The sequence below is a fragment of the uncultured Acidovorax sp. genome, from assembly GCF_964021665.1.
Lineage (GTDB): Bacteria > Pseudomonadota > Gammaproteobacteria > Burkholderiales > Burkholderiaceae_C > Acidovorax > Acidovorax temperans.
Genome location: NZ_CAXIAK010000010.1, coordinates 1 through 21,255 on the forward strand (window position 1 = coordinate 1; position 21,255 = coordinate 21,255).

The 21,255-nt window shown below is 61.4% G+C and carries 22 protein-coding genes and 2 riboswitches; of the genes, 5 read left to right on the top strand and 17 right to left on the bottom strand.

Translation table 11 applies throughout. From position 1 onward, the window contains the following. Positions 1-179: 179 nt before the first annotated feature. Positions 180-839 (top strand): NAD(P)H-dependent oxidoreductase, encoded by a 660-nt coding sequence (locus AADJ04_RS03695; protein WP_341238785.1) that lies wholly within the window; start codon positions 180-182, stop codon positions 837-839. Positions 840-1,002: 163 nt separating this feature from the next. On the opposite strand, the gene AADJ04_RS03700 is transcribed toward AADJ04_RS03695, so the two are convergent. From AADJ04_RS03700 to AADJ04_RS03730, 7 genes are all read right to left on the bottom strand, one after another. After that, positions 1,003-1,404, bottom strand: coding sequence for an FKBP-type peptidyl-prolyl cis-trans isomerase (locus tag AADJ04_RS03700; RefSeq protein WP_341238786.1), 402 nt, complete (start codon positions 1,402-1,404; stop codon positions 1,003-1,005). A 388-nt stretch (positions 1,405-1,792) separates the two neighbouring features. Continuing rightward, positions 1,793-3,097 (bottom strand): hypothetical protein, encoded by a 1,305-nt coding sequence (locus tag AADJ04_RS03705; protein ID WP_233100151.1) that lies wholly within the window; start codon positions 3,095-3,097, stop codon positions 1,793-1,795. Positions 3,098-3,191: 94 nt separating this feature from the next. Next, entirely contained in the window at positions 3,192-3,437 is a 246-nt protein-coding gene (locus tag AADJ04_RS03710) for a DUF1010 domain-containing protein (RefSeq protein ID WP_341238787.1), read from the bottom strand. Positions 3,438-3,578: 141 nt separating this feature from the next. Further along, the gene (locus AADJ04_RS03715; protein WP_341238788.1) at positions 3,579-4,397 is read right to left on the bottom strand and encodes a serine protease; all 819 of its coding nucleotides are present in this window, start codon (positions 4,395-4,397) and stop codon (positions 3,579-3,581) included. A 15-nt stretch (positions 4,398-4,412) separates the two neighbouring features. Further along, positions 4,413-4,658, bottom strand: a complete 246-nt coding sequence (locus tag AADJ04_RS03720; protein WP_341238789.1) for a DUF1010 domain-containing protein — start codon at positions 4,656-4,658, stop codon at positions 4,413-4,415. 16 nt (positions 4,659-4,674) lie between these two features. Continuing rightward, positions 4,675-4,974 (bottom strand): DUF1010 domain-containing protein, encoded by a 300-nt coding sequence (locus tag AADJ04_RS03725; RefSeq protein ID WP_341238790.1) that lies wholly within the window; start codon positions 4,972-4,974, stop codon positions 4,675-4,677. 143 nt (positions 4,975-5,117) lie between these two features. Further along, positions 5,118-5,480: a cupin domain-containing protein gene (locus tag AADJ04_RS03730; RefSeq protein WP_013722854.1), complete on the bottom strand. Its 363-nt coding sequence runs from the start codon at positions 5,478-5,480 to the stop codon at positions 5,118-5,120. A gap of 174 nt (positions 5,481-5,654) precedes the next feature. Here AADJ04_RS03730 and AADJ04_RS03735 point away from each other — a divergent pair, with 174 nt between their 5' ends. Beyond that, entirely contained in the window at positions 5,655-5,945 is a 291-nt protein-coding gene (locus AADJ04_RS03735) for a phage integrase N-terminal SAM-like domain-containing protein (protein ID WP_341238791.1), read from the top strand. A gap of 100 nt (positions 5,946-6,045) precedes the next feature. Next, entirely contained in the window at positions 6,046-6,852 is an 807-nt protein-coding gene (locus AADJ04_RS03740) for an integron integrase (protein ID WP_341238792.1), read from the top strand. Between the two features lie 69 nt (positions 6,853-6,921). On the opposite strand, the gene gcvP is transcribed toward AADJ04_RS03740, so the two are convergent. The 6 genes from gcvP to AADJ04_RS03770 form a co-directional block, all read right to left on the bottom strand. Then, complete coding sequence (gene gcvP, locus AADJ04_RS03745) at positions 6,922-9,822, bottom strand: aminomethyl-transferring glycine dehydrogenase (RefSeq protein ID WP_341238793.1); 2,901 nt, start codon at positions 9,820-9,822, stop codon at positions 6,922-6,924. Between the two features lie 125 nt (positions 9,823-9,947). Next, complete coding sequence (gene gcvH, locus AADJ04_RS03750; protein WP_044401996.1) at positions 9,948-10,322, bottom strand: glycine cleavage system protein GcvH; 375 nt, start codon at positions 10,320-10,322, stop codon at positions 9,948-9,950. 107 nt (positions 10,323-10,429) lie between these two features. Beyond that, the gene (gene gcvT / locus AADJ04_RS03755) at positions 10,430-11,596 is read right to left on the bottom strand and encodes a glycine cleavage system aminomethyltransferase GcvT (protein WP_198847036.1); all 1,167 of its coding nucleotides are present in this window, start codon (positions 11,594-11,596) and stop codon (positions 10,430-10,432) included. Positions 11,597-11,643: 47 nt separating this feature from the next. Continuing rightward, positions 11,644-11,769, bottom strand: a riboswitch (glycine riboswitch). Between the two features lie 13 nt (positions 11,770-11,782). Further along, positions 11,783-11,892, bottom strand: a riboswitch (glycine riboswitch). 8 nt (positions 11,893-11,900) lie between these two features. Beyond that, the gene (locus tag AADJ04_RS03760) at positions 11,901-13,178 is read right to left on the bottom strand and encodes a TRAP transporter large permease (RefSeq protein WP_341238794.1); all 1,278 of its coding nucleotides are present in this window, start codon (positions 13,176-13,178) and stop codon (positions 11,901-11,903) included. Further along, a complete protein-coding gene (locus tag AADJ04_RS03765; protein ID WP_312782725.1) occupies positions 13,175-13,669 on the bottom strand; it encodes a TRAP transporter small permease in 495 nt (164 codons plus the stop codon). The genes AADJ04_RS03760 and AADJ04_RS03765 overlap by 4 nt, the downstream gene beginning before the upstream one ends. 80 nt (positions 13,670-13,749) lie before the next feature. Further along, positions 13,750-14,721 (bottom strand): TRAP transporter substrate-binding protein, encoded by a 972-nt coding sequence (locus AADJ04_RS03770; protein ID WP_044402008.1) that lies wholly within the window; start codon positions 14,719-14,721, stop codon positions 13,750-13,752. Positions 14,722-15,065: 344 nt separating this feature from the next. On the opposite strand from AADJ04_RS03770, the gene AADJ04_RS03775 reads away from it, so the two are divergent. After that, positions 15,066-15,521, top strand: coding sequence for an Lrp/AsnC family transcriptional regulator (locus tag AADJ04_RS03775; protein WP_044402098.1), 456 nt, complete (start codon positions 15,066-15,068; stop codon positions 15,519-15,521). Positions 15,522-15,617: 96 nt separating this feature from the next. Here the strand turns inward: AADJ04_RS03775 and AADJ04_RS03780 are convergent, their stop codons facing one another. From AADJ04_RS03780 to AADJ04_RS03795, 4 genes are all read right to left on the bottom strand, one after another. Next, on the bottom strand, positions 15,618-16,412 hold the full coding sequence (locus tag AADJ04_RS03780) for an ABC transporter ATP-binding protein (RefSeq protein ID WP_066697352.1): 795 nt from the start codon (positions 16,410-16,412) through the stop codon (positions 15,618-15,620). Between the two features lie 22 nt (positions 16,413-16,434). Then, positions 16,435-17,325: an ABC transporter permease gene (locus tag AADJ04_RS03785; RefSeq protein ID WP_142084410.1), complete on the bottom strand. Its 891-nt coding sequence runs from the start codon at positions 17,323-17,325 to the stop codon at positions 16,435-16,437. Between the two features lie 103 nt (positions 17,326-17,428). After that, a complete protein-coding gene (locus AADJ04_RS03790) occupies positions 17,429-18,400 on the bottom strand; it encodes an ABC transporter substrate-binding protein (RefSeq protein ID WP_341238795.1) in 972 nt (323 codons plus the stop codon). Between the two features lie 216 nt (positions 18,401-18,616). Then, positions 18,617-20,317, bottom strand: a complete 1,701-nt coding sequence (locus AADJ04_RS03795) for an electron transfer flavoprotein-ubiquinone oxidoreductase (RefSeq protein ID WP_341238796.1) — start codon at positions 20,315-20,317, stop codon at positions 18,617-18,619. Between the two features lie 143 nt (positions 20,318-20,460). Here AADJ04_RS03795 and AADJ04_RS03800 point away from each other — a divergent pair, with 143 nt between their 5' ends. Beyond that, on the top strand, positions 20,461-21,243 hold the full coding sequence (locus AADJ04_RS03800) for an SDR family oxidoreductase (protein WP_044402016.1): 783 nt from the start codon (positions 20,461-20,463) through the stop codon (positions 21,241-21,243). The last annotated feature ends 12 nt before the right edge of the window (positions 21,244-21,255 follow it).

The window sequence follows — 21,255 nt, forward strand, 5'->3', positions numbered from 1 at the left end:
CCAAGACCGAAGCATGCGCCTTGCCGTCAAAAAATCACCCCATTGTTGACCGTTTGGGAACAATCAATTTCCCAACGCCCGCTTTTTGCCGTGGGGCATCAAATCTACATTTGCCAATGTGCGTGGTAGTCCTGCTGCCGCGCAATTCTTGATCCTCATCCAACGAAAGCCGCATTTCCATGACCACCACCCATTCCGTTGCCGACAACGCCCTCATCGACAAGCTGCAATGGCGCTACGCCACCAAGAAGATGAACCCCGCCAAGGTGGTGCCCCAAGACAAGGTGGACCGCATTGTCGAAGCCGCGCGCCTGGCTCCCACATCCAGCGGCCTGCAGCCGTTTGAAGTGTTTGTGGTGACCGATGCCGCTGTGCGCGAACGCATCAAGCCCATCGCCTGGAACCAGGGCCAGATCACCGACGGCTCCCACCTGCTGGTGTTTGCTGCGTGGGACGACTACACACCCGAGCGCATCAACGCCATGTTCGACTACACCAACGAGGTGCGTGGCTTCAAGAACGAAGGCTGGGAAAACTACCGCAACATGCTGCTGAGCACCTACCCCCAGCGCGGCGCCGAAGTGAACCACCAGCACGCTGCCCGCCAGGCCTACATTGGCATGAGCGCCTCCATCATTGCTGCCGCCTTTGAAGAAGTGGACAGCACCCCCATGGAAGGCTTCGACCCCGCCGCCCTCGACGAAATCCTGGGCCTGCGCGCCAAGGGCCTGCGCAGCGTGGCCATTCTGCCGCTGGGCTACCGCGCGGACGAAGGTGACTGGCTGGTCAACCTGAAAAAGGTATGCCGCCCCACTGAGCAGTTTGTGACCACCGTGTAAGCTGCAAAGCCCACACGGCCATAAAAAAGTAAGCCTACCGTCCAAATGACGGGAGGCTTTTTGCTTGGTGAGCTGGCCCTTTGAACTCAATACATCCGTTCGTGCTCAGTATGTCGATACCCAGCGCTTCGCATCAAGCACGCAAAGCCAGTTCTGCGGCGCTTCAGCGCCTCACAGAAATCAACTCGACCTCAAAGTTCAAAGTGGTGTTCGGCGGAATCACGCCACCCGCGCCACGCTCGCCATAGGCAATGCTGGCAGGGCAGGTCAGCTTGGCCTTGCCGCCCGGCTTCATGCGCTGCACACCTTCCGTCCAGCAAGGAATGACGCGGTTCAGCGGAAACTCGGTGGGCTCGCCACGCTTGTAAGAGCTGTCGAACTCCTTGCCATCCAGGAACATGCCCTTGTAGTGCACCTTCACAGTGTCGGTGGCCTTGGGCGACTCGCCAGTGCCGTCCTTGATCGATTCATAGACCAAGCCACTGGCGGTGGTGACAGGTTTGGCTTGTGCCATGGCGGCGGGGGCGATGGCCAGCGAAGTGAGCAGGGCAAAAAGAACGCGCATGAAGAAAGCTCTGACAAAAACAAAGGCCGATGGTAGGGCCTTGGGGGTGACGTGAGGGAGGCAAGGCGGTGCGGATTGGGGCGCTATCTGCCTGCAGGGGGGCTGCCGGTGGTGCAGAGGCGGCACAACGCTTTGAAAATGATAGCTGCCAGCGCTTACTGCGAAAGCCCTAGAGGCCAAAAAGACCACAAACCAGCGTAACGCCACCAGGCGAAGCCCGGAGAAACGGCAAACCCATCGCTGCACAGCGTTTGAGAAACTGAATGCCGTTTGAATAAACATGGGCTTGAATAAAGCTGGGTTTCAGTGGTGCTAACGTTTGACATGAGGGGCAGCTGGAGGCGGGCGAAGCCCGCCGGAAGCTGTCCCCTCGATGGAAGGGTTAGAACTATTTGCTCCAGTGCGTATATGCAGCGGCTGCCTTGGCCGGAACGGTAGATGCATCAATGAGCTGAACCAGAGCTTTGAAGCGAGTACGGCAACTTGCATGTGTCCTGAGTCGCTCTGCTAGCACTCCCTTCTTTCCAGGGAGACTCAACATGATTTCAACTTCACTCGGAGAGAAGCTCTTGATCATCTTGTGATAGTGAGGGATTGCCGCATTTGAAACGCCGTATGGGTTTCCCGTCGCGCATGTCACGACAGTCTCAACAAGCTCATCCTTGACGGTGTCAGGTGTTGCAACTTGCCCAGACAGTTGTAGCAATCGCTCAGCAAATGGAGGCTCGTTATAGAAGTTGTCGAACGACTGATGAACAGCAAGAAGGCGCTTGCAAGCGTTTGACAGCAAGGAATGGACTTCATGCTCCCCAAGCAGGGCGAGCATTCCAAGCTTCTCGAAGAACTGCTGCGATGCCTTGTGGCGCTTCTCATCGCCCTTTGCTATGTAATCGTGATGACGATTGATGAGATCTGATCGAGCTTTGGGAGTGAAGTGCGGCGCAAAATCTGCTGCCACCGACAGCGCGTTCACTCGGGCTTCTTCGTTGCTCGCAGGGTCGCTGTAGATGCCGTGAAGGGAACCGAAAATCAGATACTGCTGCGCTTCGTGGGTCTTCTGAATGCGATGCGCCCACTGATCTTTTTGTTCGGGTGAGAACTTTCCGCCTTTGATGGCCGCCATGAATGCGGAGAGATTGACGCCGATCGGGTTGTGCTCATTGCCCAGTGCGTACTTGGCGCAGCGGTTTGTAAAACCGATGAATTCGTGGTCATCAATCTTTCCGACGACCGGATGAGCTGCAGAGAAGTTGTTTCGAATATCTCGGCATTGGTCGAGGAAAAAGTAACCATCCTCTGTAATCAGATTGAGCTTGAGGCAGAGACTCAGCAGTTCAGCGTCTTTTAGGTCGAGGAGGGCCTGCTCGTCGAACGAGGTCTTACCCGTGATCTGTTCAACGACATTGAGCCCAAACCGCTTGACCTTCTCGCGGAGTTCAATGATTGAACAGTTCCAGATGTAATTGATGGCACTGTCAAAGAGTCCGGATGCGACCGCGACGCACATTCGCGCCATGCCTTCAGTTCGAAGCGCTGGCGGAATTTTCTTGAGAATTCCCGGAAGATTCGTCCACGCCGTTTCGATCTCAGACTGAGACGCAAGAATCTCGCGAGGTATGCCGAGCGCTTTAGTTAGCTGATCCAGGACTGGCAGTGTGTTCGCCGAAATGGCGGGCAGGTGGACATCTGTCATTTTTCTCTCCCTTAGATGTTGGCAGTGTGGTTCCGAGTACTTCTAACGGCCAAGATAAGCGGCTGGCTGAAAGCCAGTCCGCTTGAGCGCAAAGTTAGACCCGAAGGCCAAAAGGGCGCCCTGACTTGAAGACGGGCGCAGCCCATGAAAAAGCGCTGGGCCACCGAAGCGGAGCAGCGCTGCAAGAATGATAGCTGGTGGCGCTTGCTGCACAAGCGCCAGAGGCCCAAAAGGCTTGAAACCGACCAAGCAAACGCAGGCGAAGCCCAGCAGAGCGCCAAAACCACCAAAGAGAAACCTTTGAGAAAGGCGAAGCGCTGGAATAAATGCGGTCCTGCATAAAGCGGAATATGAAGGGACTAACGTTTGACTTAAGCGGACCGCCGTAGGCGGGTCCGCTTGAAGGAATGGTTAGGCCTGCGTGGCGTGTTCTTTTGCTGAGCGTTCGTTTTGAAAGGCTTGCTGGACCGCATCGTGCACTTCACTTGAACTTGCCCTCGAAAGCTAGAAGCTGTTCAGATTTGATGATGATTCCTAGGTTGTTCGGAATACCGGCAAGAGAAACGGCCTTCTGTTGGGTCGGAACGGTCACGATCCGGACTTCGCCTTCCACGGTGTGCTGTGGTCCTGCGTAGAGAACACCGAGCAACTTGATTCTCGAAGCTCCCATGAAGGTTCCCTTCTTCGTTTGGTAGCCACCAACTTCAAAAAGCATGACAGGAGAACCGCTTGATCCGGGAAAGCAGGCGGCGTCGATCAGAAACTCCTTCTTTCCGTTCCAGTCCCTTTTGAAGTCAGTTGCCAAGACGCCTCGGCGAAAGATCGGAAGGTTGTTTGCTCTATCCCACAACCCGTTTGGATAACCAACCATCACGATCCCTTCCAAACCGATCATGTCGTCAATCTCTGAGGCGCTAGGAATAAGGCCTCGATCCAGCGTTGCAAAGAAAAACGTGGTTCCGGTTTGATTGGCTTCCAGCAGCAGCGGCGCTATGGGCATGACACATAGATCGACGGTAGGGTCAGGATGCGGAAACCAGCGCTGCTCAAAATTGTCGAGCTCATATGCCCTTGATTTTCCAACCATGGGCATTCCGTCAGGTCCTCGCAGGGTCAGGAGGAAGCGTCCCTTCGTCGCGCCTAGAACAACATGCTTGTTAGTAACTATTACAGGAACGTGCTGCTCTCCGTTTCTATCGAGGCTGTAGAAGAAGCCCGTGCCCGTTCCAATGCCGCCGGGCAGATCACATTCGATCCGAACGGTGCTATGTGCGAGTTGCTCAGAGGGTGTGAGGGACATAGTTGCTCATAAGTCCTAACGGCCAAGGTAAGCGGCCCGCAGAATGCGGGTCCGCTTGACCGCAGAGTTAGACCCGAAGGCCAAAAGGGAGCGCCCAGCCTTGACGACGTGCGCAGCCCAAGAAAAACCGCTGGGCCACGGAAGCGGCGCAGCACTGCAAGAAGGATAGCTGGTGGCGCTTGCTGCACAAGCGCTGGAGGCCCAAAAGGCTTGAAAGCCTTTGGAACAGGGCGGAGCGCTGGAACAGGTGGGTGCGCGCATGAAACGGGTGATGGGACTAACGGCCAAGGTAAGCGGCCCGCAGAATGCGGGTCCGCTTGACCGCAGAGTTAGACCCGAAGGCCAAAAGGGAGCGCCCAGCCTTGAAGACGGGCGCAGCCCAGGAAAAAGCGCTGGGCCACGGAAGCGGCGCAGCACTGCAAGAATGATAGCTGGTGGCGCTTGCTGCACAAGCGCTGGAGGCCAAAAAGGCTTGAAACTTGCGCAGTGCAGACAGGCGAAGCCCGGCGCAGCGCCAAAACCCCAAAGGAGAAACCTTTGAGATTGGCGGAGCGCTGGAATAAATGCTGGCCTGCATAAAGAGGAATATGAAGGGACTAACGCCCGCGGTAAGCTGCGCCGGAGCGAAGCGGAGGGTACCAACAGGCGGAGCCTGTTGGCGTCAGCTTGACCAAACAGTTAGGCTGGGGAGCGGAGGCAGCTTGTTGCACTTGATATCCCCTATGTTTTTGCTGATAGCGGTTCATAACCAGCATCCAAAGGCGCAACCACTGAAATGAACCGAAGTGGGCCAACGCTGGTGCAAAGAACACCGTGCACCTGCCCTTTGTTTGCAACTACGATATCCCCCGGAACAATTGCAACGGTGTTGCCTTGCTCGTCAATTTGATATTGACCTTCCCCTGAAAGGATGGTCCATGTATCTTGTCCGTCGGGGTGAATATGTGGCGCAATAGTTTGGCCGGGCTCCACATGCCAAGCCACGATAACTGAATGCGAAGATTCAACAACAACAGACCGTATTGGTTCTTTCTCGGCTGGCTGCATGAATTCATGGGACTTATACACGCGGTGAGTGCTCATTTTTTGCTCCGTAAATGCAAGCCTTTGGGCAGCAAGATTCGCGCCGCCCAAAAGTCTAACTAGATTTAGACGACCAAGATCATACGGTTAACAGTTTGATAAAACAACAGTCTATCGAGTTTTCCCTAGTAAAAATCATGGACAGCCTTTGTAAGCAAACCTAAAATTTTCCGGATGAACTCCGATCGGGAAGAACCCTCTGTGCGGTCTGCGGTGCCTGTTTCTCCTCCACCGCCCAAGCTGTTGCATCGCATGCGCGACCATTTGCGTACGCGGCATTACAGCATTCGCACCGAGACGGCGTATTTGGATTGGGTGCGCCGCTTCATCCTGTTTCATGATAAGCGGCACCCGGCGGAGATGGGTGCGGCGGAGGTGGCTGCCTTTTTGACCCACCTGGCGGTAGACAGGCAGGTGTCGGCATCGACGCAGAACCAGGCCAAATCGGCGATCCTGTACCTCTAGGGATGTCCTGCATAACTCCCTGCGGTCTGTGATAGCGCGGCCTCGGGCAGTCCGCTGCGTTGCTTTTCTTGCCAATAGCCCGGCTATTGGCTGCAAAAAGATGCCTTGTGGCCCATCCCGATCCGCACTATCACCGACTCGCGAGGGTTATGCAGGACATCCCTACAAAGAGGTGCTGCAGGTGCAGCTTCCGTGGTTGGATGAGGTGGTGCAGGCCAAGGCGCCCAAGCGGCTGCCGGTGGTGCTGACGCCGACAGAGGTGCGTGAGCTGCTCATGCACATGCAGGGCACCACGGGCCTGATTGCCCGGCTGTTGTATGGCACGGGTATGCGGTTGCTGGAGGCGCTGCGCCTGCGGGTGAAGGATGTGGAGTTTGCGCGGCGCGAGATACTGATTCGCGAGGGCAAGGGCAACAAGGATCGGGTGACGGTGCTGCCTGAAAACCTGATCGCAGATTTGCAGGCTCAATTGCAGCGTGCACGGGCGTTGCATGAAAAAGACCTGCAGGCGGGGCTGGGGCGGGTGTATTTGCCCCATGCACTGGCGGTGAAGTACCCGGACGCCGACCGCAGCTGGGCGTGGCAGTACGTGTTTCCCTCTCCGGTGCGGGCTATGGACCCGCGCCCCGATGCGCGTACGGGCCAGCCGATGGAGCGGCGCCACCATGTGTACCCTGAGTCGGTGCAGCGCGCGGTACGCGAGGCGGCCCAGTTGGCGCAGATCGACAAACCAGTGAGTCCGCATGTGCTGCGCCACTCGTTTGCCACCCATCTGCTGCAAGCGGGCTACGACATTCGCACGGTGCAAGAGTTGCTCGGCCATGCGGATGTGAGCACCACCATGATTTACACGCATGTGCTCAACAAGGGAGGGCGCGGAGTGCTCAGCCCGCTGGATGCGCTGTAAAGCACAAAGGACCGTTGCCGGGCCTTTGTTTTCATGGGCAGCGCCATCACAGCGCTGCATCAGCGGCCTTTACGCCAATTCGCTCACCGGCAAGCAGCTGCAGAACAGGTTGCGGTCGCCGTAGACGTTGTCCACCCGGCCCACGGGCGACCAGTATTTGTTGCTGCGCAGGGCGGCCACGGGGTAGGCGGCGGCTTCGCGGGTGTAGGGGCGGTTCCAATCGGCGGCCAGCAGGCTCTCTGCCGTGTGGGGCGCGTTCTTGAGCGGGTTGTTGTCCTGCGGCAGTTGGCCGTTTTCGATCTGGCGGATTTCCTCGCGGATGGAGATCATCGCGTCGATGAAGCGGTCCAGCTCAAACAGGGTTTCGCTCTCGGTGGGCTCCACCATCAGCGTGTTGGGCACAGGGAAGCTCAGCGTGGGGGCGTGGAAGCCGTAATCAATCAGGCGCTTGGCCACGTCTTCGGCCATCACGCCGCTGGTGTCCTTGAGCTGGCGCAGGTCCAGAATGCATTCGTGGGCCACATGGCCGCTTTTTCCATCCTTGCCTTCGCTGGCGTACAGCGTGGGGTAGTGGTCCTTGAGGCGGGCGCTGATGTAGTTGGCGCTCAGGATGGCGGTTTCGGTCGCGGCCTTCAGGCCTTCGGCGCCCATCATGCGGATGTACATCCAGCTGATGGGCAGCACGGCGGCGTTGCCCAGGGGCGCGGCGCTGACGGCACCCACGCCGCCCTTCACGCCGCCGGTGTCATGGCCGGGCAGGAAGGGAACCAGGTCTTCCACCACGCAGACGGGGCCGACGCCGGGGCCGCCACCGCCGTGGGGGATGCAGAAGGTTTTGTGCAGGTTCAGGTGGCTCACGTCGCCGCCGAACTCACCAGGGGCGGCCACGCCGACCAGGGCGTTCATGTTGGCGCCGTCCACGTACACGCGGCCGCCATGGCTGTGCACCAGGGCGCACAGTTCCTTCACGCTGGTTTCAAACACGCCGTGCGTGCTGGGGTAGGTGATCATGATGCAGGCCACGTTGGCGCTGTGCTGCTCGCACTTGGCCTTGAGGTCGGCCATGTCCACGTTGCCGTTGGCGTCGCAGGCGGTCACCACCACCTGCATGCCCACCATTTGCGCGCTGGCGGGGTTGGTGCCGTGGGCGCTGCTGGGGATGAGGCAGATGTTGCGGTGGCCTTCACCCCGCGATTCGTGGTAGCCCTTGATGGCCAGCAGGCCGGCATATTCGCCTTGCGAACCTGCATTGGGCTGCAGGCTGATGCCGGCGTAGCCGGTGGCCTGGCACAGCCAGGCGCGCAGCAGTTCGTCCAGCTCCTTGTAGCCTTGCTGCTGGTCGGCAGGGGCGAAGGGGTGCACGTTGGCAAATTCGGGCCAGGTGATGGGAATCATCTCGCTGGTGGCGTTGAGCTTCATGGTGCACGAGCCCAGCGGGATCATGCTGCGGTCCAGGGCCAGGTCTTTGTCAGACAGCGCGCGGATGTAGCGCAACATGCCGGTTTCGGAGTGGTGGGTGTTGAACACCGGGTGTGTGAGGTAGCTGCTGGTGCGGCGCAGGGCGGCGGGGATCAGCGACTCCACGCCGTTTTCAAAGGCGTCGAAGGTGGGGAGCTGCTGGCCGTCTTTGGCGAACACCTTCCACAGCAGCTCGATGTCGGCGCGTGTCGTGGTCTCGTCCAGCGAGATGCACAGGTATTCTTCAAAGTAAATTCGCAGGTTAGCGCCCATGGATACAGCGCGGGCAGCTATGGATTTGGTAGCGGCGCCGGTGTGCAGGCTCAGCGTGTCGAAGCTGGCTTGTTCACGCACGGGGGCGCCCAGTTGCTTCAGGCCTTGCGCCAGGATGGCGGTGTAGCTGGCCACGCGCTGGGCAATGCGCTTGAGGCCTTCTGGGCCGTGGTACACGGCGTACATGCTGGCGATGACGGCGGGCAGCACCTGCGCGGTGCAGATGTTGGAGGTCGCCTTTTCGCGGCGGATGTGCTGTTCGCGCGTTTGCAGCGCCAGGCGGTAGGCGGGCTTGCCATGCACGTCCACGCTCACGCCCACGAGGCGGCCGGGCATGCTGCGCTTGAATTCGTCGCGGCAGGCCATGTAGGCAGCGTGGGGGCCACCGGCGCCCATGGGCATGCCAAAGCGCTGGGTGGTGCCGACCACGATGTCGGCGCCTTGTTCGCCGGGCGGCGTGATCAGCGTGAGGGCCAGCAGGTCGGCCGCCACGATGAAGGCGGCTTGCTTGGCATGGGCCTTTTCCACGTCAGCGCGCAGGTCGTCAATGCGGCCGTGGGTGGCGGGGTATTGGGCCAGCGCGGCGAAGTAGTCGCCGTCCAGCAGGGTGTTCCATTCTTCGGCCGAGTTGGCCAGGCGCACTTCCAGGCCCAGGGGCTTGGCGCGGGTCTGGATCACTTCAATGGTCTGGGGGTGTGCATCGCCCGCCACCACGAACACGTTGCTCTTGCTCTTGACCGAGCGCTTGGCCAGCGTCATCGCCTCGGCAGCCGCCGTGGCTTCGTCGAGCATGGATGCATTGGCAATGGGCATGCCCGTCAGGTCACACACCATGGTCTGGAAGTTGACCAGGGCTTCCATGCGGCCCTGGGAGATTTCAGCCTGGTAGGGCGTGTAGGCGGTGTACCAGGCGGGGTTTTCCAGAATGTTGCGCAGGATGACGCCCGGCGTGTGCGTGCCGTAGTAGCCCTGGCCGATAAAGCTCTTGAGTAGCTGGTTCTTGCCCGCAATGGCCTTGAGCTCGGCCAGCGCCGCTGCCTCGGTGGTGGCCGGGGGCAGGTCCATGGCCTGCGTGCGCGCGATGGAGCGCGGCACGATGGAGTCGATGAGCGCGCGGCGCGAGGCCTCGCCAATCACGGACAGCATGTGGGCTTCGTCCGCTGCGTCGATGCCGATGTGGCGGGGCAGGAATTCGGCGGCGTTCTCAAGCGCAGACAGGGGCAGGGCGGGCGCGTTCATGGTGCGGGCAGGGGTGAGAGGGTGAAAGAAAAGCTGCCGCGCTGTGTGCTTCCTGTTTCAGAGGTTTTTGGCTCTGAAGGCTTCAGGAATAAGCGCTGGCAGCTATGGTTTTTATAGTGAAAGGATCAGGCGCTGGCAGCAAAGGCGCTGTAGGCAGTCTCGTCCATCAGGTCGTTGAGCTGCGCAGCGTCGGCCAGCTTGACCTTGAAGAACCAGCCAGCGTTGAGCGGATCGCTGTTGGCGAGGGACGGGTCAGCGCGCAGTGCTTCGTTCACTTCCACGATTTCGCCGGTGACGGGCATGTACACGTCTGCAGCGGCTTTCACCGACTCGACCACGCCAGCCACTTCGCCTTGCGCGAAGGTCTTGCCCACTTCGGGCAGGTCCACAAACACCACGTCGCCCAGCGCGTCTTGCGCATGCACGGTGATGCCCACCACAGCGGCGTTGGCATCAGCGGCGTTGATCCACTCGTGGTCTTTGGAGAATTTGACGGTCATGGGGAGCTCCTCAAGCAATTGAAAAAGTTTAGGAATCTGCAATGTAAGCGGCTTGGCCCGTTTTGTGGCGGGCCGTTCTGCGCCGGGGGGTGGCGCGCTTGGGGCGCTTATCCGCGGTAGTAGTTGGCAGGCACGAAAGGCATGGCGCGCACTTCCATGGGCACGGCCTTGCCGCGCACCATGGCGTTGACGCGTGTGCCCACCGCTGCGAAGGCGGGCGTGACGTAGCCGATGGCGATGGGTTCGTTGACGGTGGGGCCCAGCAGGCCGCTGGTCACTTCGCCAATCTTCTGGCCGTCCGTGCTTTGCAGTTCGGTGTGTTCGCGCACGGGCACACGCTCCAGCGCCACCAGGCCCACGCGCTTGCGTGCCAGCGTGGCGGGGTTGTCGATCTGGGCCAGCACCTTGTCGGCGCCGGGGAAGCCGCCTGCACGGGCACCGCCGGTGCGGCGCACCTTCTGGATGGCCCAGTTCAGTGCAGCTTCAGGGGGCGTGGTGGTGGTGTCGATGTCGTTGCCATACAGGCACAAGCCGGCTTCCAGGCGCAGCGAGTTGCGCGCGCCCAGGCCAATGGGCTTGACTTCGGGCTGGGCCAGCAGGGCGCGGGCCAAGGTGTCGGCCTGTGCGGCGGGCACCGAGATTTCAAAACCGTCTTCACCGGTGTAGCCGCTGCGGGTCACAAAGCAGTCGCAGCCTGCAATGCTGAACGCGCCACCGGTCATGAACACCAGCTTTTCCACGCCGGGTGCCAGGCGGGCGAGGGCGGTGGCAGCTTGCGGGCCTTGCAGCGCCAGCAGGGCGTGGTCGGGCATGGGCACGACCTTGCAGCGCTGGCCGATGCGCGCCTGGATGTGGGCAATGTCACCCACCTTGCACGCGCCATTCACGATGACGAACAGCGTAGGCTCGCCGTCCACCACGCCCTGGTTGAAAAACATCAGGTCGTCGATGATGGTGCCTTCGTCGGTCAGCAGCAGGCCGTAACGCTGCTTGCCCACGGGCAGGTCGATCACGTCCACAGGCATCAGCGTTTCAAACGCGGCAGCAGCATCCGCTCCGATGAGCTTGAGCTGGCCCATGTGCGACACGTCGAACAGGCCTGCGGCGGTGCGGGTGTGTACGTGCTCGGCCATCAGGCCAGCGGGGTACTGCACGGGCATGGAGTAACCGGCAAACGGCACCATGCGGGCACCCAGTTCGATGTGCAATGCGTTCAGCGGGGTGGTGAGCAGGGGAGCGGCTGGCGTGGCAGGTGCGGAAGAGGCTGCGGACATAGGATGACTCCAGGGCAAATAGGGGCCGCAACCCGGTGGGTTACGGAATTTGCCCTGCTGTCCGCTTTACCTGAGAGATTCACCGCAGCGCCCTGGCTGGCCGTGCGGTTTGCTCCTTCGGTGGATGGCCTCATCACGCACTGTGCGAGCCACCTCTCTCCAGCAAGGGAACGCCCGCATCACTGCGGGCGGTTGTCAGTCCTTTTGCCTGAGCGTTCGGCTGCTGCCTGCGCCTTCGGCGGTACCGCTCGCTACTCCTTGTCGAGGGGCGGGGCACTCTCTCCTGACGGCCGCGATTGTAAGCCTACTTTGCGTAGACGAGGTCGCGCAGTCCCAACGATAGCGATGGCACATAGGTGATGACCAGCAGGCACACCAGGATCACGCCCACGAACGGCAGCAGGTGGCCGACGATGCGATCGAGAGAAATCTTGGCCACTGTGCAGGCCGCAAACAGGTTCACGCCAAAGGGCGGCGTGATCATGCCCAGCGCCAGATTCACCACCATGATGAGCCCGAAGTGCACCGGGTCCACACCAAAGTGCATCGCCACCGGCGCAAGGATGGGCGCCAGCACGATGATGGCGGCGCTGGTCTCGATGAACATGCCGATGATGAACAGCGCAGCATTCACCCCCAGCAGGAACATGGTGGGCGACTGCAGCACGGCTTCGAGCCAGCGACCAATCGCATCGGGCACCCCAGCGCGGGTGATGAGGAAGGCAAACAGCCCGGCGTTGGCAATGATGAACATGATCACGGCCGACGAGAGCGCCGACTTGCGCAGGATGGCGTACAGGTCTTTCACCTTGATCTCGCGGTAGATCACCACGCCCACGAGGAGTGCATAGAACACCGCCACGGCCGAGGCTTCGGTGGGGGTGAACACGCCGCCATAGATGCCGCCCAGGATGATGACGGGCATCAGCAGCGCCCAGCCCGCCTGCAAGGTGGCACGGCCCAAGGACAGGCGCCCATCTCCATCGTTCTTGCCCCAGCCTTTGATCTTGCAGTACACCCACACAAACGCCATCAGCGCCAGGCTGATGAGGATGCCGGGGCCAAAGCCCGCGATGAACAGCTCGCCAATCGACACTTCGGCGCTCACGCCGTAAAGAATCATGGGGATGGAGGGTGGAATGATCACGCCCAGCTCGGCACTGGTGGCCTGCAGGGCTGCTGCGTAGCTGGTGGGGTAGCCGTGCTTGATGAGCGCAGGAATCAAAATGGCGCCAATCGCAAACGTGGTGGCCACAGACGAGCCCGACACCGCCGCAAAGATCATGCAGGTGAGCACGCAGGTCATGGGCAGGCCGCCTTGCACGCCGCCCACAATGCTCTTGGCAAATTCCACCAGGCGGCGCGAGATGCCGCCGGTTTCCATCAGGTTGCCGGCCAGAATGAAGAACGGAATGGCCGCCAGCGGAAACTTGTTGATCGAGGCGAACATTTCCTTCACCGAGATCAGCATGTTGGCGTTGGATACCTGAATGCCCAGAATGGACGCAAGCCCGATGGACACGGCCACCGAGACGGTGAGTGCAAAGCACAACACCATGGTGAAAAGCATGGTGGTGGTCATTGCGCTGTCTCCAGTTCCTGGCGTTGGGGGTCAACCCAGTTGCCGATGATTCCTACTGCGCTGAACAGCCCACCCACGGGCAGCGCCAGATAAGCCCAGAACATGGACACCGATTCCAGCCCCGCCATGGTCTGCACGCCGCCGCGCTTGGCATAGTCCCAGCCAAACCAGACGATCACCGCGATCAGCGCCAGCGCGGCCAGGCTCACCACCGCATCCAGCACGCGGCGCAGGGCTGGCGGGCTCCAGCGGTAGAGGACGTCCACGCTCACCATCGCCCCTTGGCGAAAGGCTGCGGGAATGGCCAGAAACACCATCCAGATGAGGCTGAAGCGGATGAGCACCTCGGTCCACTCGGCAGGCTGCTCCAGCACGAAGCGCATCACGATCTGGAACATGCCCAGCGACGAGGCGATGGCCAGCATCAGGCAGGCCGCTGCCATGGCTGCGCCGGTGGTCCACCGCTCTATTTGAAGAAAAGTTTTTTTCATGAACGAAAAAGCCCGTTGGCGCAATGCCAACGGGCGGTACTAGCTATGATTTATGTAGCGAAAACGCCAGGGCCATGCGATTACTTCACGGCACGGATCTTGTCGAGTGTGGCCTTGCCGAATTGCTTTTCAAACTCGGCGTTCACTGGGGCCAGTGCCGCCACAAACTTGGCCTTGTCGGGGTTGTCCACCACCGTCATGCCCTTGGCGCGCAGGTCGGCCACGCCCTTGGCGTCGTCTTCGTCCACACGGGCGCGGTTGGCCTTGGTGCCTTCCTTGGCGGCGTCGATGAAGGCCTGCTTGTCTGCAGCGCTGAGCTTGTCAAACGCGGCCTTGTTCATCACGAAGATGCAGGGCGAGTAGACGTGGCCCGTCAGCGTCAAGTGCTTTTGCACCTGGTCGAACTTGGCCGAGATGATCACGGGCAGCGGGTTCTCCTGGCCGTCCACGGTGCCTTGTTGCAGAGCAGTGAACACTTCAGGGAAGGCCATGGGCGTGGTGATGATGCCAAAGCCCTTGTAGGCAGCGATGTGCACGGGGTTTTCCATGGTGCGCATCTTCAGGCCCTTGAGGTCTTCAGGGCCGTTCACCGAACGCTTGCTGTTTGTCATGTGACGGAAGCCGTTTTCTGCCCAGGCCAAGGCCTTGAAGCCCTTGGCGTCAAACTTGGCCAGCAGCTCTTGGCCGATGGGGCCATCGAGCACCGCGCGGGCATGGGCCTTGTCGCGGAAGAGGAAGGGTACGTCGAGGATTTTGGTCTCGGGCACGAAGTTGGGGATGGGGCCACTGGAGCTGAAGGCCAGCTCTTGCGTGCCCAGCTGCACGGCTTCGATGGATTCGCGCTCACCGCCCAGCGCACCGTTGTAGAAGGTCTGCACCTTGTAGCGGCCGCCCGTGCGCTTTTCCACTTCCTTGGCAAACGTGTCGATGGCCACGCCCTGGTGCGAGTTCTGCGCCGTCGAGATGCTGATGCGCATGGTGGTCTGCGCGGCCGCTGTGGCAACAAAGCCCAAAGCAAGGCTCAGGCCGACGACGAGTTTGGTCAATTGCATGGTGTCTCCTGTGGTGGGGCGCAGCCACGGTGGCGCGCCGGTTCAGAGCCATTATGTTGGCCTCTGTCGCGCCAGAGCATCGGGGTTTGTGCTGGTAAGTGTGCTTATCAGTCGCCTGGGCAACTGCGCAGTCTGCCCTGCAGTGCAGTGGGCCCCAAATGGCAAGCGCCCCGTGCTGGCGGTAACCAGCCGGGGCCTTGGCAGTTGGGGCGGCTCCGGTAAGAGCGCCTTGATGCAGTGAGTATGCAGACTGCGCCCCGGTTTTGTTTTCTGTTTTGTCTTCAAATTTTGAATAAAACAGAAAAATATTCTGATTTGGTGTCTGTGGCGGAATAATGGGCGCCATGGATAAGATTGATCGAAAAATTCTCGCTGTATTGCAGGCCGACGCCCGAGCCAGCCTGCAAGAGATTGGGCAGGCCGTGGGGCTGAGCCCTTCGCCGTGCTGGGGGCGCATCAAGAAGATGGAAGAGGCCGGGGTGATCCAGGGCTACACGGTGCGTATCAACCCGCAGGCGCTCGATTTGGCCGATACGGTGCTGGTACAGGTCACGCTCGACAGCCATTCAGACAACACGCTGGAGAAGTTTGGCGAAACGCTGGCCAGCATCCCGGAGGTGATCGAGGCGCACCTGGTATCGGGCGACTACGACTACCTGCTGCGCATCGTGGTGAAAGACACGCGCGACTACGAGCGCCTGCTGCGTGAGAAGCTCTACAAGATCAAGGGCATCCGCCACAGCCGATCGAGCTTTGTGCTGCGCACGCTGAAAAAAGCAGACCTGCCGTTGGGCGTGTAATGGGGGCGTTATGAACAAAAATAGCTGCTGGCGCTTACCCAGTAAGCGCCAGCAGCTATCAATTCAGTAGCGTTTTGGTGGGGTGGCTGGCTGCTGTCAGCCCAGCAGCAACGCGTCGTCGGCCAGCTTTTCGCCGCGCACCTTCTCGAACATCTGCAGCAGGTCGGGCACATCCAGGCGCTTGCGCTCTTCGCCCGACACATCCAGCACCACCTGGCCCTGGTGCAGCATCACCGTGCGGTCGCCCACATCCAGCGCCTGGCGCATGCTGTGCGTGACCATCATGGTGGTGAGCTTCTGTTCGGCCACGATGCGCTCGGTCAGGCGCAGCACGAAGTCGGCGGTGCGCGGGTCGAGTGCGGCGGTGTGCTCGTCGAGCAGCAGAATGCGCGAGGGCTGCAGCGCTGCCATCAGCAGGCTCACGGCCTGGCGCTGGCCGCCCGAGAGCAGGCCGATGCGGTCAGTCAGGCGGTTTTCCAGCCCCAGGCCCAGCGTGGCCAGGCGCTCGCGAAAGCCCTCGCGCATCGATGCCTTGACGGCGCGGCCCAGGTTGCGGAACGTGCCACGGCGCTGGGCCAGTGCCATGTTCTCTTCGATGGTGAGGTCTTCGCAGGTGCCCGCCATCGGGTCTTGGAACACGCGGGCCACGCGCTCGGCGCGGGCCCACACGGGCATGCGTGTGACGTCCACGCCATCGATGGCGATGCGGCCGCTGTCCACCGTCTGGTCGCCCGAAATGGCGTTCAAAAAGGTGGACTTGCCGGCGCCGTTGGAGCCGATGACGGTGACGAACTGCCCGGCCGGAATGTCCAGCGACATGCCGCGCAATGCGCGGGTTTCAATCGGCGTGCCGGGGTTGAAGGTGATTTCGAGGTGTTGGGCGCTCAGCATGGGGCTCTTTCGGTGCGCGGGTTCAGGACGGCTTGCGCTTGGCGAACTTGCGCTTGAGCTGCGGAATCACCAGCGCCACGGCCACCAGCACGGCGGTGACCAGGTTCAGGTCTTGCGCCTTGAGGCCGATGAAGTCGCTGTTGAGCGCCAGAGCAATGAAGAAGCGGTAGGCGATGGCGCCGATGATGACCGCCAGCGTGGCATAGATCAGGCGGCGCGAGGGCAGGATGCTCTCGCCCACGATCACGGCAGCCAGCCCGATGACGATGGTGCCGATGCCCATGGAAATGTCGGAGCCACCCTGCGTTTGCGCAAACAGCGCACCCGCCAGGCCCACCAGCCCGTTGGAAATGGCCATGCCCAGCAGCAGCATGGCGCCGGTGTTCACGCCCTGCGCGCGGGCCATGCGGGCGTTTGAGCCGGTGGCGCGAATGGCCAGGCCGCGTTCGGTAGCAAAGAACCAGTCCAGCAGCAGCTTGGCGGCCACCACGATGACGGCGAGGATCAGCGGGCGCGCAATGTAGTCCTGCATGCCTTCGGGCTGCAGCAGCACGAACAGCGTGGGGTCGTTGATGAGGGGCACGTTGGGCCCGCCCATGATGCGCAGGTTGATGGAGTACAGCGCAATCATCATCAGGATGCTGGCCAGCAGGTCCATGATCTTGAGCTTGACGTTGAGCCAGCCGGTGATCAGCCCGGCCACGGCACCTGCCGCCGTGGCAGCCAGCGTGGCCACCCAGGCGTTGGTGCCGGTGGAAATTAGAATGGCGCAGACGGCGCCGCCCAGCGGAAAGCTGCCATCCACCGTGAGGTCAGGAAAGCGCAGCAGCCGGAACGAAATGAAAACGCCCAGGGCCACCAGGCTGAAGATCAGGCCGATTTCAACGGCGCCGAGCAGGGAAAAGAAGGACATGGGCAGCGGGGCCAGCAAGGGGAAAAACAAAGCAGGAGCCACGCGGGGCATGGCTCCTGCCGGAGGGGCCGGGCATACGCCCAGCCCTGCAGCACGGCGGTGCTTACTGCACCACTTGCGCGGCCGACTTGACCAGCGCGTCGGACAGCTTCACGCCCTGCTTTTCGGCAGCGCCGGGGTTCACGAACAGTTCCATCTTGGTGCTGATCTCGGGCTTGATGTCGCCAGGCTTTTCACCCTTGAGGATGCGCGCCACCATGCGGCCGGTCTGCTCGCCCAGGTCGCGGTAGTTGATGCCGAAGGCAGCGATGGCGCCGCGCTTGACGCTGTCGGTGTCGGATGCTACGAGTGGGATCTTGGCGTCCTGGCCCACCTTCACCAGTGCCTCGTAGGCCGACACCACGTTGTTGTCGGTGCTGGTGTAGATCACATCGACCTTGCCGATCAGGCTGCGTGCGGCGCTGCTCACGTCCACCGAGCGGGGTGCTGCGGCTTCCACCAGCGTCATGCCCAGCTTGGGCAACAGGGTCTGCAATTGCTTGACCACGACCACCGAGTTGGCTTCGCCGGGGTTGTAGACCACGCCCACGCGCTTGGCGTTGGGCACCACTTGCTTGACCAGTTCCATCTGCTTGTCCAGCGCCAGCAGGTCTGACACGCCGGTCACGTTGCCGCGCGATGGCTCCCAGTCTTTGAGCAGCTTGGCGGCCACGGGGTCAGTCACTGCGGAGAACACCACGGGCACCGTCTTGGTCGATGCAATCACGGCCTGGGCCGAGGGCGTGGCAATGGCCACGATGGCGTCGGGATTGTCACCCACGAACTTGCGGGCGATCTGCGCGGCGGTGCCGGTGTTGCCCTGGGCGCTTTGGTACTGCCACTTCAGGTTCTTGCCGGATTCGAAGCCTGCTTCTTTCAGGGCTGCCTGCACACCGTCGCGCACGGAGTCGAGGGCCGGGTGTTCCACGATGGCCGTCACGGCCACGGATTTTTGCTGCGCACTGGCGGGGGAGATGGCGGCTACGGCCAGGGCGAGGGCGCCCAGGGACATCCAGGGCAATTGCTTCAAGTTCATCTTCGGGGACTTTCTGGGGGGGAGAGATACCGCTGGCCCTGCTGAGGCTGCGTTGGGGCCAGCCCATGAGTTTACTTCGCTGCACCTGGCAGGCTGCCTGCTGGCGGCAGCCGTCCCACGCGGGTGCTCGGCTATTCACGCCGCCACCGGCCGTATAAAGAAAAAGGGCCTGCACGGCAGGCCCTTCCAGCGCGAGGTGCTATGGTTTTTGCAGTCTTACATGCCAGCGTAGTTCGGGCCGCCACCGCCTTCGGGCGTCACCCACACGATGTTCTGTGTGGGGTCCTTGATGTCGCAGGTCTTGCAGTGCACGCAGTTTTGCGCGTTGATCTGCAGGCGCTGGGCATCGCCGCCCTTGGTGGTGTCGGGCACAAACTCGTACACCCCGGCGGGGCAGTAGCGTGCCTCGGGGCCGGCGTACTTCGCCAGGTTGATCTTCACCGGCACGCTGGCGTCCTTGAGCGTCAAGTGCGCAGGCTGGTTCTCTTCGTGGTTGGTGTTGCTGATGAACACGCTGGAGAGGCGGTCAAACGTCAGCTTGCCATCGGGCTTGGGGTAGTCGATGGGCTTGCACTGCGCTGCAGGCTTCAGGTAGGCGTGGTCGGGCTTGTCGCGGTGCAGCGTCCAGGGGATGTGGCCGCGCAGCACAAACTGCTCAAAGCCGTTCATCAGCGTGGCGGTGGTCAGGCCGTATTTGAACCAGTTCTTGAAGTTGCGGTCCTTGTTCAGCTCGGTGTGCAGCCAGCTGGCCTCAAACGCCTTGGGGTAGGCGCTCAGCTCGTCGTGCTGGCGGCCTGCCACCACGGCCTCATAGGCGGCTTCGGCCGCCAGCATGCCGGTCTTGATGGCGGCGTGGCTGCCCTTGATGCGGCCCACGTTGAGGTAGCCCGCGTTGCAGCCCACCAGCGCGCCGCCAGGGAACACCGTCTTGGGCAGCGCGTTGATGCCGCTGGCGTTGATGGCGCGCGCGCCGTACGACAGGCGTTTGGCGGTGATTTCGCCCTTCTCGTTCTCGAAGTAGTAGCGAACGTTGGGGTGCGTCTTCCAGCGCTGGAATTCTTCAAACGGGCTGAGGTAGGGGTTGGAATAGCCCAGACCCGTCACGAAACCGACGGCGACCTTGTTGCCTTCCAGGTGGTAAAGGAACGCGCCACCGTAGGTGTCGTTTTCCATGGGCCAACCGGCGGTGTGCATCACAAAGCCGGGCTGGTGGCGCTTGGGGTCGATTTCCCACAGTTCCTTGATGCCGATGCCGAAGCTTTGCGGGTCACGGCCTTCGTCCAGGTGGTACTTGGCGATCAGCTGCTTGCCCAGGTGGCCGCGTGCGCCTTCGGCAAACACCGTGTACTTGCCCAGCAGTTCCATGCCGAGCTGGAAGTTGTCAGTGGGCTCGCCTTCCTTGCTGATACCCAGGTTGCCCGTGGCCACGCCACGCACCGAGCCGTCTTCGTTGTACAGCACCTCAGCCGCCGCGAAGCCGGGGAAGATTTCCACGCCCAGGGCTTCAGCCTGCTCGGCCAGCCACTTGGTGACGGCGCCCAGGCTCACGATGTAGTTGCCGTGGTTGTGTGCAAAGGGGGGCAGCAGCGGGTTGGGCACGCGAAAGCCCGACTTCTTGCTCAGGAAGATGTAGGCATCGTCGGTGACGGGCTGGTTCAGTGGCGCGCCCTTGGCCTTCCAGTCGGGGATCAGCTCGGTCAGGGCCTTGGGGTCCATGATGGCGCCCGAGAGAATGTGCGCGCCGGCCTCAGAGCCTTTTTCCAGCACCACCACGGACACATCCTTGCCGTTTTCAGCGGCCAGTTGCTTGAGGCGAATAGCTGTCGACAGACCGGCAGGGCCACCGCCGACCACCACCACGTCGTACTCCATGGATTCGCGGGGACCGTACTGGGCAAGAATTTCTTCGTTTGTCATGAGCGTCTCGTCGGGCGTTTGATAATGGTTTGATTTTCTACCGGCAATGGTGCGTCCACTGTCTGGCTGGGGACTGATTGTATGCAAGCGAACGCACACAATCGAACGATCGTTCTATTTTTCGGAATTTGGAGGAAATTCAAATGGCATACAGCATCGACCTGTCTGGCCGCGTGGCCTTCGTGACCGGCGCTTCCAGCGGCCTTGGCGCCCAGTTCGCGCGCACCCTGGCCCGTGCGGGTGCGGGCGTGGTGCTGGCCAGCCGCCGCATCGAAAAGCTCAAGGAGCTGCGCGCCCGCATTGAAGGCGAGGGCGGCGACGCCCATGTGGTGGAGCTGGACGTGACGGACCACGATTCCATCAAAGCCGCCGTGGCACATGCCGAGACGGAGATGGGCTCCATCGACATCCTCGTCAACAACTCGGGCGTGAGCACCACCCAGCGCATCCAGGACGTGACGCCTGAGGACTACGACTTCATCTTCAACACCAACGTCAAGGGCGCCTTCTTTGTGGCGCAAGAGGTGGGCAAGCGCATGCTGGCCCGCTCGCGCGGCGCGGCACCTGGCAGCTTCACGGGTGGGCGCATCATCAACATTGCCTCGATGGCCGGCCTGAAGGTGCTGCCGCAGATTGGCGCCTATTGCATGAGCAAGGCCGCCGTGGTGCAGATGACGCGCGCCATGGCGCTGGAGTGGGGCAAGTTCGGCATCAACACCAACGCCATCTGCCCTGGTTACATCGACACCGAAATCAACCACCACCACTGGCAGACCGAACAAGGCCAGAAGCTGGTGAACATGCTGCCGCGCAAGCGCGTGGGCAGCCCCGAAGACCTGGACGCACTGCTGGTGATGCTGGCCAGCGACCAGAGCCATTTCATCAACGGCGCGGTGATTGCCGCAGACGATGGCTTTGCGGTTTGATGTGCGTGGCGC